The 12,289-nt window shown below is 44.6% G+C and carries 12 protein-coding genes; 3 read left to right on the top strand and 9 right to left on the bottom strand.

The window, feature by feature from the left end; genetic code table 11:
• Window positions 1-426 precede the first annotated feature (426 nt).
• Window positions 427-1,299: a nucleotidyltransferase-like protein gene (locus ACSW3C_RS19325; RefSeq protein ID WP_486564629.1), complete on the bottom strand. Its 873-nt coding sequence runs from the start codon at window positions 1,297-1,299 to the stop codon at window positions 427-429.
• Window positions 1,300-1,509: 210 nt separating this feature from the next.
• Between ACSW3C_RS19325 and ACSW3C_RS19320 the strand changes: the two genes are divergently transcribed.
• Entirely contained in the window at window positions 1,510-1,872 is a 363-nt protein-coding gene (locus ACSW3C_RS19320) for a YgzB family protein (RefSeq protein ID WP_238079376.1), read from the top strand.
• An 82-nt stretch (window positions 1,873-1,954) separates the two neighbouring features.
• Here ACSW3C_RS19320 and perR read toward each other — a convergent pair whose 3' ends face one another.
• The 3 genes from perR to bcp form a co-directional block, all read right to left on the bottom strand.
• The gene (perR, locus tag ACSW3C_RS19315; protein WP_486564627.1) at window positions 1,955-2,395 is read right to left on the bottom strand and encodes a peroxide-responsive transcriptional repressor PerR; all 441 of its coding nucleotides are present in this window, start codon (window positions 2,393-2,395) and stop codon (window positions 1,955-1,957) included.
• A gap of 120 nt (window positions 2,396-2,515) precedes the next feature.
• Entirely contained in the window at window positions 2,516-3,460 is a 945-nt protein-coding gene (locus tag ACSW3C_RS19310) for a D-2-hydroxyacid dehydrogenase (protein WP_486564625.1), read from the bottom strand.
• A gap of 17 nt (window positions 3,461-3,477) precedes the next feature.
• Entirely contained in the window at window positions 3,478-3,954 is a 477-nt protein-coding gene (bcp, locus tag ACSW3C_RS19305; protein WP_486564623.1) for a thioredoxin-dependent thiol peroxidase, read from the bottom strand.
• 122 nt (window positions 3,955-4,076) lie between these two features.
• Here bcp and ACSW3C_RS19300 point away from each other — a divergent pair, with 122 nt between their 5' ends.
• Together ACSW3C_RS19300 and ACSW3C_RS19295 are read left to right on the top strand one after the other, a co-directional pair.
• The gene (locus ACSW3C_RS19300) at window positions 4,077-5,378 is read left to right on the top strand and encodes a glutamate-1-semialdehyde 2,1-aminomutase (protein WP_486564621.1); all 1,302 of its coding nucleotides are present in this window, start codon (window positions 4,077-4,079) and stop codon (window positions 5,376-5,378) included.
• Window positions 5,379-5,501: 123 nt separating this feature from the next.
• Window positions 5,502-6,584, top strand: coding sequence for an FUSC family protein (locus ACSW3C_RS19295; protein ID WP_486564619.1), 1,083 nt, complete (start codon window positions 5,502-5,504; stop codon window positions 6,582-6,584).
• A gap of 40 nt (window positions 6,585-6,624) precedes the next feature.
• On the opposite strand, the gene nikC is transcribed toward ACSW3C_RS19295, so the two are convergent.
• The 5 genes from nikC to ACSW3C_RS19270 form a co-directional block, all read right to left on the bottom strand.
• The gene (nikC, locus tag ACSW3C_RS19290; RefSeq protein WP_486564617.1) at window positions 6,625-7,521 is read right to left on the bottom strand and encodes a nickel transporter permease; all 897 of its coding nucleotides are present in this window, start codon (window positions 7,519-7,521) and stop codon (window positions 6,625-6,627) included.
• Between the two features lie 18 nt (window positions 7,522-7,539).
• Window positions 7,540-8,544 carry an ABC transporter permease gene (locus ACSW3C_RS19285; RefSeq protein WP_486564615.1) on the bottom strand — a complete coding sequence of 335 codons (1,005 nt, stop codon included), beginning with the start codon at window positions 8,542-8,544 and terminating at the stop codon, window positions 7,540-7,542.
• Window positions 8,545-8,648: 104 nt separating this feature from the next.
• Window positions 8,649-10,253, bottom strand: coding sequence for an ABC transporter substrate-binding protein (locus ACSW3C_RS19280; protein ID WP_486564613.1), 1,605 nt, complete (start codon window positions 10,251-10,253; stop codon window positions 8,649-8,651).
• Window positions 10,250-11,263: an ABC transporter ATP-binding protein gene (locus tag ACSW3C_RS19275; protein ID WP_486564611.1), complete on the bottom strand. Its 1,014-nt coding sequence runs from the start codon at window positions 11,261-11,263 to the stop codon at window positions 10,250-10,252. The genes ACSW3C_RS19280 and ACSW3C_RS19275 overlap by 4 nt, the downstream gene beginning before the upstream one ends.
• A complete protein-coding gene (locus ACSW3C_RS19270) occupies window positions 11,235-12,257 on the bottom strand; it encodes an ABC transporter ATP-binding protein (RefSeq protein ID WP_486564609.1) in 1,023 nt (340 codons plus the stop codon). The genes ACSW3C_RS19275 and ACSW3C_RS19270 overlap by 29 nt, the downstream gene beginning before the upstream one ends.
• Window positions 12,258-12,289 lie beyond the last annotated feature (32 nt).

Here is a 12,289-nt window from a genome sequence, read left to right as displayed (position 1 = left end):
GCCTCGGTCGCCAGCAAGTACTTCTTTAATAGAAGAAACTTTGAAGAAATTCGAGTAGCTCGATTTCTGCTGGCATCATTTAAGATGTCAATTTTGAATCCAAAGATTCGTGTTTGTCGTGTTCCCGACGAGTCGGGTTTCGACTTTATTGTTGACGTTTTGCTGTTCAGTTTTCAAGGTTCATTGTGCTTTCCTTCAAAAGCGACTTCTCTAATTTACCATCGCTTCCTCTTTCAGTCAAGCACTTTTTTCATTTTGTTTTTTTCGCTTGTTTCAGGCTTGCTAAGTTGCTGTCCCAAGCGACGAATATTATATTAGCATGCGGTATCTAGAAGTGTCAACACGAAATCCAAAAAAACTTTTCCGAACCGTTTTCCATCGCCACTTGATTCGGCAAGTGGCGACTTCTGACTAGTTCCGATTCCTTTACTGGGAGTGGTTCACGCTGTAATCCCGATGGAATACGAATTCATTTTTTGATTCCGATTTAACGATCTCTATTAAACCTTTTTCAACTAGAAACTCCATTAACACTTCAAGGTTAATGGAGTACATCCTCAGTTCCTCATGTTCATGCAGCTCTTGGATCGTCCAGCTTCTTTTAGCCGACATGATATCGAGGATATGCCTTGCTCCATCCAATGTTCTATTATGAATAAAAAATTCGCTGGCTAGGAACATTAATTCCAGTCGCTTCTCAATTGGTTCCTCGCTTAGAATAAGTTCTTCATATAATTTATAAATGGCAGGATCTAATTTCTTCACTTGCGACCACACTGTCACTTCCGGCGATAGTCCAGACTCTATAATCGCCAATCTCGCTAAATGATGGAGAGATTGTACCGCATGATGGTAGGAGTCCATATAATCCTTCTGCTCAAAGAAAGATTTCCCTTCCATGTAGGATCTGACTAATTTGGACAATTCAATCCCCATCTTCACTCTTCTGCCATGGAAAGGATATTCCTTTAACTCTTCTTTAAGCTTCTCCACAAATTCGTTTCGATCGTAGTAGATCTTGCCGTAAAAAAGCCAATCCACCACTTTTCTCTTCGTTCCTAGCAACAACCATTTCCGAAGTTGCTTCTCACTTATTACATGCATGGCAGCTTTTCCATTGCCATCTGTGTAATGTTTCGTATATATCGGTATCTCATTGTTCGAAGTGATAATAAGTAATATCTCATCAAATGTGTCTGTTACCGGGTCACCATCTGTACGTTTTTCCAACAGGATGACTCCCAAGGTTTCTGGCGAACTGGCCCGCTCTTGATAGATCGGTCTTAAAATCTGCTCCATCCTAACCCCTCCCTGTTTATTCACTTTCGACATCAATTCATCATAATCCTTCTTCACCTATTTCAGCCATGGTGACAATTATAATAGCTCTTCAATAAAAACGCATTACGTGAATTACATAGAATTTATGATATATTAGTTTAGAAGCATTATGGTATTATTTGAATTTCACTACCCGGCAACAGCATCGCCCTTTAGGAGGATTATTCATTGAAACCGTACAAAAATAAAATAAACAGGATTCGCTCGTTCGCACTCTCTCTCGTTTTCATCGGCTTTGTCATCATGTATTTCGGTATCTTTTTCAAAAACAATCAACTCATCATGTTGATTTTCATGGTGATCGGCATGCTAGCCATACTAGCGAGCACGATTGTGTACGCATGGATCGGTACCCTCTCGACTCGAGCCGTTCAAATTGTTTGTCCGAATTGTGGCAAACAAACAAAAATGCTAGGTCGTGTTGATATGTGCGGCCATTGCAGAGAACCGCTGACACTAGACCCTGCTTTGGAAGGCAAGGAATTTGACGAATCTTATAATCGTCCCTCACGTAAAAAAGAAACAGAATAAAAAAAATCCGGATTGCCTAGTTAGGCTGTCCGGTTTTTTTTATTCTGTTGCAAGTTGAGCAGTTGTAACAATCCAATCAACATTAATTCGCAGCTGCGCTCTTCGCACATTTCGGGCATGTTCCGTATACTTCCAAGCGATGTGAATTGACTTTGAATCCCGTTACGTGTGATGCCAGGTGTTCCACTTCTTCCAGTCCCGGGTGGTGAAAATCGACAATCGTGCCGCATTGATCACAAATAATATGATAATGATCATGTGTCACGAAATCGAAGCGGCTGGACGAATCACCATAAGTAAGTTCTTTTACAAGCCCTGCATTACGGAAAACACGGAGATTGTTATAAACCGTCGCAACACTCATATTAGGAAAGTCGTGTTCTAATGCTTTATATATTTCATCAGCTGTTGGATGTGACTCCGAAGAGATTAGGAATTCTAATATTGCATGCCGTTGTGGTGTAATTCGTACTCCACTTTCTTTTAATGTGACCAGCGCGTCTTTCAATGCGACTTCAGACATCGCTAACACCCCAATCCAAAAAGATTATCTCTTTATAATTATTATAATCAGTTTACTGAAAAGAGGTGCCTGCTGTCAACAAATCTGCTGAGCGAAGTATCATGTCAGATCCTTCTATTATCAATAACCTCGTTCAGGATCCAATAAATTGATCAGCTGTCTATCTCCTGATTGCCATTTCACTAAATTCTCCTTGAAAATTTCAAGAGCTCTCGGAACGTAATTTCTTGAATGGCTTGAAATATGAGGAGAGATGGTTACATTAGACAACTCCCACAATACGCTATCCAGCGGCAAAGGTTCCTCTTCAAAAACATCTAGCACAGCATGTCCGATTTTTCCGGACTGTAAGGATTCCACGATATCTTTTTCCTTAACAAGATCCCCGCGTCCGAAATTCATGAAAACAGCAGTGGATTTCATCGCATCGAAATGCCGCGCTGTCAATAAACCTTTCGTTTCAGGCGTGCTTGGCAATACAGAAATGACAAAGTCAGCTTGCGGCAAAGCTTCTTCTAACCTGCTGAATTCAACAATCTCATCCATCGAATCGACCGGTTTCCCGGAACGGTTGCACCCGATCGTTTTGACTCCGAACGCTTTCAGCAGGCGTCCTATTTCTGCTCCAATGGCACCCGGTCCGATGATCATCGCAGTAGAACCATATAACTCAACAGAATGGACTTTCTTATTCCATTCCTTTCGCTTTTGGTTTTCATAAATGGCCGGCAAAGAACGGCATAGCGCTAAAATATGCGCCAGCACCGATTCTGCCATTGGTGTCTTATGGATCCCTTTGACATTGCTCACCACAATGTTCCGTTCCGCAATTGCAGACAACGGCATTTTTTCTACCCCCGCAGAAGCAACCATGATCCATTCTAAGGCGCTTGCCTTATCCAATATAGGCTCATCAATATCTTCCCCATAAGTCACAATAATATTTGCATCTTCGACTTCTGCTTCCTTAATTGAAGGAAAGACGCTAAATGTCACATCAGGAAATTGCTTTGTCAGTTCTTCATATTGCGTATCTTTTATTTTGAAAGTAAATACAGCCTTCAACCAGATTCCCCCTAGTGTTACGCGTTGATTAATTGCTCAAGTGAAGTCAAGACATCTTGAATATGTCCTTTCACAGACACTTTTCGCCACTCCTTCACTACTGTGCCTGTTGGATCAATTAAGAATGTCGAACGTTCAATCCCCATATATTCTTTACCGAAGTTCTTTTTCAGTTTCCAAACGCCATATTTCTCCGCAACGGCATGATCTGCATCGACGAGCAATGAAAACGGCAGTCCTTGTTTTTCAATGAACTTTTCATGAGATGCCCCGCTGTCTGGGCTGACCCCTAAAATCACGGCATTCAACTTGCTGAAATCCGCATGGGCATCCCGAAAATCACATGCTTGCGTCGTACAGCCTGGCGTCGCATCCTTTGGATAAAAATAAAGAACGACGTACTTTTCTCCAGCGAAGTCTTGTAATGATACGAGCTCCCCTTTTTCGTCAGGCAATTGAAATTCCGGTGCATGCAATCCTTCTAACTTCTCCATTATCATCACTCCTTTTCTTTCCTCCATCGTACCGGACACAACGGCCACTTTCAATTTCTTTGGCGTGAAGCGATATTTTTGTTTAAAATGGAGGAGCAGTTAATTGAACGAAGGCTAAATTTATGAACAGAACAAAATCAGAAGAAATCTATCGTGAAGCGTGCGAGCATATAGTCGGAGGGGTGAACAGCCCTTCTCGTGGATATAAAGCGGTCGGCGGAGGTGCTCCGACTGTTATGGAACGAGCGGAAGGTGCCTACTTCTGGGATGTGGACGGAAATAAATACATCGACTACTTGGGTGCTTATGGTCCGATCATTACTGGCCATGCCCATCCTCATATTACTGAAGCAATCACACAAGCAGCCAAAACAGGGGTCTTATATGGAACACCTACCCCTCATGAAGTTAAATTTGCTAAAATGCTAAAAGACGCAATTCCAGGAATGGATAAAGTCCGCTTCGTCAATTCAGGGACCGAAGCAGTTATGACGACGATCCGGGTGGCACGAGCCTATACAGGCAGAACGAAAATCATGAAGTTTGCCGGCTGCTATCATGGTCATTCCGACCTTGTGCTTGTAGCTGCAGGTTCCGGTCCAGCAACTCTTGGAACACCTGACTCTGCCGGGGTGCCTGCTTCCATCGCGCAAGAAGTGATTACCATTCCATTCAATCAACCGGAAGCATACCGTGAAGCGATGGATAAGTGGGGCGAGGAAGTTGCTTGTATTCTCGTTGAACCGATTGTCGGCAACTTCGGAATTGTGGAGCCGAAGGAAGGATTCTTACAAACCGTACATGAAATTGCGAAAGAAAAAGGGGCACTTGTCGTCTATGATGAAGTAATCACTGCTTTCCGGTTCCACTACGGTGCAGCCCAAACGATGCTTGGCTTTACGCCAGATTTAACTGCTTTCGGGAAAATCATCGGTGGTGGATTGCCGATAGGCGCATACGGTGGAAGAAAAGAAATTATGGATGAAGTCGCTCCATTAGGCCCTGCATACCAAGCTGGAACAATGGCAGGAAATCCAGCTTCCATGCTTGCCGGAATCGCTTGCTTGGAAGTGCTTCAACAACCAGGCGTATATGAGCAACTTGATCGATTCGGCTCAAAGCTCGAGGAAGGCATTTTATCGCTGGCCCAAAAACACGGCATCCAAATGACAATCAATCGTCTCGGCGGTGCGCTGACCCTTTACTTCACGGATCAAACCATTGAGAATTATGAACAGGCCGAAGCAACTGACGGGGTAACGTTTGGCAAGTTCTTTAAACTGATGCTGGAGCGGGGAATTAATTTAGCGCCGTCCAAATATGAAGCTTGGTTCCTGACAATCGCCCATACAGAAAATGATATCGAGGAAACCTTACAGGCAGTCGACGAGTCCTTTAAAGAGCTTGCCGCTATGAAGAACTGATTTCCATTAGCCATGGCACTACAATAATTCAGTTTGTTTAGTTGTAATTCTGAGTACCGCGTATTACCTTATATAGAAGATGATTCTTTCATTTTGAAAATGGATAATAGAAAGGAAAATAACATGAAACTAGGTGCCCGCATATTTAAAACGGGTATTGCAATTGTGTTCGCTTTATTCGTTGCTGAAGTCTTGCATTTGCCTAACCCCGTTTTTGCAGGAATTGCAGCCATTTTTGCAATCCAGCCATCCATTTACCGTTCCTATTTAACCATTGTGGAACAGATTCAAGGGAATTTGATCGGGGCTTCAGTTGCAGTTCTGTTTGCTCTCATATTTGGACACCAGACGATTGTTATCGGCCTTGCAGCAGTCATTATCATTCTTCTTATGCTGAAATTCGGTTTGGAGAAATCCATTTCCTTGGCGCTTGTGACCATGATCGCAATCATGGAAATTAAGGGGGATGCCTTCCTGTCATTTGCACTGCTTCGTCTATTGACGATTATCATCGGCGTCTTGGCCGCGTTTCTCGTCAATTTGGTTTTCATGCCGCCGAAGTATGAAACAAAGCTGTTCCAAGCGATTCATCAGACACAAGATGAAATTATTCGGTGGATCCGGCTAGCAGGTCGGCAAGCTTCAGAGCATATTGCCACGAAAAAGTCCCTAGACAAATTGAAAGAGCGACTTTCCCACATTGACCAGCTCTATCTGCTGTTTAAAGAGGAAAGGAACTACTTCAAGAAGGGCACTATGGCGAAAACCCGGAAACTGGTCATTTACAGACAGATGTTAGCTACCTCGGAAAGCAGTTATGATGTGCTGAACAGGCTGCATAAATTCGAGAATGAACTGATCGCCTTGCCTGAGCACTTCCGCATGATGATCCAGGAAAGGCTCGATGCCCTGCTCACATATCATGAACAAATTCATCTGAAGTTTGTCGGAAAGTTGAAATCGGATAAAATGAGCGAAAATCTGAATGGCGAATTTCTGCAGCGTCATGAGGTAATGGAGATATTTGTGAAGCAGATCGCCGTCACGAAAGAGGAAGAAGAGTTTTCGGCTTATCATCTGCTCCATATACTTTCGTCCATACTGAATTACGAAGAACAACTGGAATACTTGGACCGACTGGTCGTTTCCAATCAAAAAAGACACAGCCACGATATTAGTAAAGAGCTAAAAGAAGAAATCTATTAAAAAAGCCTAGGGATCCAAAAATGGATTCCTAGGTTTTTCATTAGCTTTTCATTTTCGGATCCAGCGCATCTCGTAATCCATCCCCCATCAGGTTAAAGCCCAATACGGTCAACATGATGGATAAGCCCGGGAAGATCATCGTCCACGGTGCGGACTGCAAGTAATCCTTTGAATCTGCCAGCATTTTGCCCCATTCCGGCATCGGCGGTTCCGCTCCCAGTCCAAGGAATCCGAGTGCAGCTGCTTCCAAAATAGCAGTTGCGACTGCAAGTGTTCCTTGCACAATGACCGGAGCCATTGAATTCGGCAAAATATGAGAGAATAAGATCCGGGCATCCTTCATCCCGATCGCTTTAGCAGCGGAAATATACTCTTCTTCTTTAATACTGAGCACTTTGGAACGAATCAGCCTGCCGAAATTCGGTACATTGATGATCGCGATGGCAATTAATGCATTTTGCAGGCTCGGTCCTAAGACGGCTACAATCGCAATAGCCAATAATATAGAAGGAAATGCAAGCATAATATCGAAAATCCTTGAAATGATCGTATCCACCCATCGGCCGTAGTAGCCTGCCACGATGCCAAGCATACTCCCAACAATGACAGAGAGGACAACGGATAAAAATCCGACAGATAACGAGATTCTCGCCCCATAGATAATCCGGGATAAAATATCCCTACCGAAATCATCGGTACCCAGCCAATGAGCGGAAGAAGGCGGCTGCAGACGGTCTGCATGACTTTGGTCATTGATCCCTTCCGGCGCAAGCCATGGAGCTAAAATTGCCACCAGAATAAAGAACAGGACGATTGCCATGCCGACAACCGCAATTTTGCTTTTCCGGAAATTACGCCAAGCATCCAGCCATGGCCCGGTCGTCTTATCTATTTTCGCTTCCGCAATTCCATCAACTTTTGGCGTCAATTCAGACATATGTATCGCCCCCTTCGATTAGTCATATTTAATCCTCGCATCAATCAATCCATATAATAAATCGACAACCAGATTAATCATGACGAATATGAAAGCAACGACTAAAATGCCAGACTGGATAACCGGGTAATCACGGAAATTAATAGCCTCGTATATATAGCGGCCGATGCCCGGCCATGCAAAAATCGTCTCCGTCAAAATCGCACCGCCAAGCAGCATGCCCATCTGGAGTCCGATTACTGTCAGGACTGGAATAATTGCATTCTTCAACGCATGCTTATAAACGACCCAAAACATCTTCTGTCCTTTTGCCCGTGCTGTGCGGATGTAATCCGAACGCATAACTTCGAGCATACTCGAACGGGTCATCCGGGCAATGATTGCCATGGGAATCGTTGCAAGGGCAATTCCAGGCAGTACTAAATGTCGCAACACCTGCCCTAATTGATCAAAGCGTCCTTGGATAATCGTATCAATAACATAGAGATGCGTAATGGCATTTACCGGATCTCTCACTTCCTCGCGCCCAGAAGTCGGCAGCCAGCCGAGTTCAATGGCAATCCCCCATTGCCCTAACAGGCCGAGCCAAAAGATCGGCATGGAAACACCGACAAGCGCCAAAATCATTGCTGTGTAATCAAACCATGAATTTTGGAACCAGGCTGAAATGATACCTGCATTCATGCCAATTACCACGGCAATGATAATTGCAAAGATTGCAAGTTCCAGCGTTGCCGCCAGATGTGGCCAAATTTCGTCTGCCACGGGAAGCCGGGTGCGCATGGATTGGCCTAAATCGCCTTTTAAAATACCACCAAGATAATGAAAGAACTGCGAATACCATGGTTTGTCCAGGCCAAGCTTTTCATTCATCGCGGCTACAGCTTCAGGTGTCGCCTGTTGGCCTAAAATAACTTGGGCCGGGTTCCCAGGAATCGCCCGGATCATCATAAATACGATGAAAGCCATGCCGAGCAACACGGGTATCAATTGTAATAAACGTCTTCCTACATAGCCGACCATTCCTATTCACCTCTTTACCAATTAGGCGGACTCCTTGTAAGAAGGAAAAGGGAGGAAGCTGGCAGCCTCTCCCTTTTTCATCCAGCCTATTACAAACTTTTTGTTTACTTCACTTCCACATGCATCAGCATGTCAGAACCAGTAGGATGCGGCTTGAATCCTGTCAGCCCCTTCTTCGCAGCTAACAGCGGAGTGGAGTGGGCGATTGGAACCCAAGGAGCTTCGTCATGAATAATTTCTTGTGCTTGGCGGTAATATTCATTCCGCTTCTCTTCATCTACTTCGGTTTGTGCTTTAATGAAAAGATCGTGCATTTCATCGTTTTTGAAATACGTGTAGTTATTGCTACCGATATTGTCTTCATCAAGCAAGACATACAGGAAGTTATCAGCATCTCCGTTGTCTCCCGTCCAGCCTAACATGAACGCATCAGCTTCCCCTTTGCTCGCTTTATCCAAATAGGTTGCCCATTCATAGGAAACGATTTTCGCTTTTACGCCAATATCAGCCAAATTGCTTTGGATAACTTCCGCTACTTTTTTGCCGTCCGGCATGTATGGACGTGGTACAGGCATTGCCCATAGTTCCATTTCAAAACCGTCCGCAAGGCCAGCTTGTGCTAGAAGCTCCTTCGCTTTTTCAGGATTATACTCGTAGGCTTCGATATCGTCGTTATAGCCTGAAATCGAAGGCGGCATCGGGTTCTTTGCAACGTCTGCACGTCCTTCGAAGAATGAATTGATGATCGTCTCTTTATCAATTGCATAGTTCAGTGCTTGGCGCACTTCTTTTTTATCAAATGGAGGACGTGTTACCGTCAATCCCAAATAACCTACGTTCATGGATGGACGCTCAATTAATTGCAGATCATCATTGCTTTCAATTTTCTCGCCATCAGCAGGATTGATGCCATCCGCCAAATCGATTTCACCTTTAATCAAGGCATTCAATCGTGCAGAGTTATCAGGAATTGATTTGAACACGACCTTATCAAGCTTTGGCAATCCTTTTTGCCAATAGTCTTCGAATTTCTCGATTGTGATGGTATCATTTGCTTTCCATTCTACAAATTTGAATGGCCCAGTTCCGACCGGATTCCGTTCGAACTGGTCATCGCCTTGTTCAAATGCAGTCGGGCTTGCAATCGCAAACATGCTCATCGCGATATTTTTCAAAAATGGCGCTTGGGGTCTTTTCAGCTTGATGACGACAGTTTTTTCATCCTCTGCCGTGACTGAATCGATCACATGCTCTTCGTCTCCTTTGAATCCACCGAACATAGAGCTGTAATACGGAAATTTATCCGCATCGCCATTTGCCCAACGGTCAAAGTTTTTGACTACAGCATCCGCATTGAAGTCTGTGCCGTCATGGAATTTGACCCCTTCCCGTAAATGGAATGTGTATGTCAGCCCGTCATCAGACGTATCCCATTTCTCTGCTAATCCCGGTTTAATCGTTGTATCTTGTTCCCCGAAATTCAATAACGTTTCGAATAAGTTCACTGTTACTTTAAATGTTTCCCCTTCAGTCACCCTTGAAGGATCCAAAGATGTTGAATCGCCTCCTCGACCAAAGACAAGGATGGAACTCCCTTTCCCCGATGAACTATTCCCACCTTCACTGCCACTGCTGCCACAAGCTGCAAGTATCATGGACAACCCTAGCAGCATGACAAATGATAAGGACAGGATTCTCTTTTTCTTCATACAGACCCCTCCAATTGTTTTATATCATTGCCGGCCTGTTCGTTATACAGATGACAGGCGACAGAATGACCTGATTTTTTCTCATCCAATACAGGTGTAACCTTTGTGCAAATCTCCATTTTGTGCGGGCATCTCGTATGGAACGGACAGCCCGATGGCGGATCCGCCGGATTCGGAATATCCCCTTGGATGATGATCTGCTCATTTTTGAAATGAGGATCGGGAATCGGCACAGCTGATAATAATGCCTGCGTATACGGATGGAGAGGCTCCTCGTACAGCTTTTCACTATCCGCGATCTCTACGAGTTTCCCTAAATACATGACGCCGACCCGATCGCTAATATGCCGTACGACACTCAAGTCATGGGCGATGAATATATAAGTAAGCTTGAATTCTTTTTGTAAATCTTGCATAAGGTTTAAGACTTGTGCCTGGATAGAAACGTCCAGGGCGGATACGGGCTCATCCGCTATGATCAGTTTCGGATTTGTCATCAACGCCCGGGCAATCCCGATCCGTTGCCGCTGGCCGCCGCTGAATTGATGCGGAAAGCGTTTGGCATGATAACTGCTTAACCCGACAACTTCGAGAAATTGCTTTACTTTCTCTCTCCGTTCCTTCTTAGATGCGATCCCATGAACGATCAGCGGTTCCTCTAGTATCCTTGCTATACTATGCCGAGGATTCAACGAAGCGTACGGATCTTGGAATACCATCTGAATGTCCCGTCTAACTTTGCGCATTTCATCATTCGTCAAAGTGGTGATATCTTTCCCATCAAATTCGACCGTTCCAGCTGTCGGAGATAACAACCGCATCAGCAATTTTCCCGTCGTCGATTTTCCGCAGCCACTCTCCCCGACAATGCCTAATGTTTCCCCTTCATTCACATGGAAGGATACATCATCGACCGCTTTCACATGTCCGGCGATCCGGCCTAACGGGCCTTTCTTTACGGGAAAGTATTTTTTTAATCCTTCAACTTTCAGCAACGGCTTCTCTTCCATGTGACTTCACCCCTTCCCCGTCATATAAGAAGCATCTCGTTCGATGGGCGTCCGAGGTCGCGTACAATTCTGGATTTTCCACTTTGCAACGGTCAAACGCAAATTCACATCTGGCCGCAAACCGGCAACCTTGTTTAATCGTCCCCGGTCTCGGAACATTTCCAGGAATGGAATAAAGACGGTCCCTTTTTTCACGCAAGTCGGGAACAGACTGGATCAGTCCCTTCGTGTATGGATGCTGCGGGTGATCGAATAATGTCTCGGTTGGTGCCTCTTCAATAACTTGGCCCGCATACATAACAATGACCCTCTCGCACACATCCGCCACTACACCGAGATCATGCGTAATCAGCAGGATGGCTGTATGTAAACGTTCATTCAAATCTTTCATCAATTTCAAGATTTGCGCCTGAATTGTCACATCAAGTGCCGTAGTCGGTTCATCTGCAATGAGTATTTTCGGATTGCAAACTAATGCCATTGCAATCATGACTCGCTGCCGCATCCCGCCTGACAGCTGATGTGGATAGTCTTTCATAAGCTCAGACGCCCTTGGCAATCCGACCATTTTCAACATATCGACCGCTTTTTGCTCAATTTCCTTCTTGGAAAGCTTTCGCTCGTGAATCCGGATCGCTTCGGTCATTTGATTGCCAATGGTGAATAAAGGATTCAGCGATGTCATCGGCTCTTGAAAGATCATCGCTATGTCATTGCCCCGAATTTGCCTCATCTCAGCTTCTTTCTTCTCGATGAGATTGGTGCCATCATACAGGATTTCACCGCCTACCACCTTCCCAGGCGGATTTGGCACAAGTCCCATGATGGACAAGGACGTTACACTTTTCCCACATCCAGACTCCCCGACAATGCCTAATACTTCCCCTTCCTTCAACTGAAAATCAATATGGTCGACTGCCGGCACTTCACCCGAATCGGTGAAAAAGGTAGTCTGTAAATCCTTCACTTCCAGGATTGTTTTCTTTTCTACCATCAGATCACCTTTTTCTACTTTTTAGAAATTCT

The sequence above is a fragment of the Sporosarcina sp. AD_1 genome, assembly GCF_057373025.1.
This window is presented reverse-complemented; position numbering and strand designations above follow the sequence as displayed.

What these genes read in the sequence shown, in the direction of transcription:
- ACSW3C_RS19325 (WP_486564629.1), bottom strand. Translation starts at nt 1,299, where the DNA reads ATGGAGCAGATTTTAAGACCGATCTATCAAGAGCGGGCCAGTTCGCCA.
- perR (WP_486564627.1), bottom strand. Translation starts at nt 2,395, where the DNA reads ATGTCTGAAGTCGCATTGAAAGACGCGCTGGTCACATTAAAAGAAAGT.
- bcp (WP_486564623.1), bottom strand. Translation starts at nt 3,954, where the DNA reads ATGGAGAAGTTAGAAGGATTGCATGCACCGGAATTTCAATTGCCTGAC.
- ACSW3C_RS19300 (WP_486564621.1), top strand. Translation starts at nt 4,077, where the DNA reads ATGAACAGAACAAAATCAGAAGAAATCTATCGTGAAGCGTGCGAGCAT.
- ACSW3C_RS19295 (WP_486564619.1), top strand. Translation starts at nt 5,502, where the DNA reads ATGAAACTAGGTGCCCGCATATTTAAAACGGGTATTGCAATTGTGTTC.
- nikC (WP_486564617.1), bottom strand. Translation starts at nt 7,521, where the DNA reads ATGTCTGAATTGACGCCAAAAGTTGATGGAATTGCGGAAGCGAAAATA.
- ACSW3C_RS19285 (WP_486564615.1), bottom strand. Translation starts at nt 8,544, where the DNA reads ATGGTCGGCTATGTAGGAAGACGTTTATTACAATTGATACCCGTGTTG.
- ACSW3C_RS19280 (WP_486564613.1), bottom strand. Translation starts at nt 10,253, where the DNA reads ATGAAGAAAAAGAGAATCCTGTCCTTATCATTTGTCATGCTGCTAGGG.
- ACSW3C_RS19275 (WP_486564611.1), bottom strand. Translation starts at nt 11,263, where the DNA reads ATGGAAGAGAAGCCGTTGCTGAAAGTTGAAGGATTAAAAAAATACTTT.
- ACSW3C_RS19270 (WP_486564609.1), bottom strand. Translation starts at nt 12,257, where the DNA reads ATGGTAGAAAAGAAAACAATCCTGGAAGTGAAGGATTTACAGACTACC.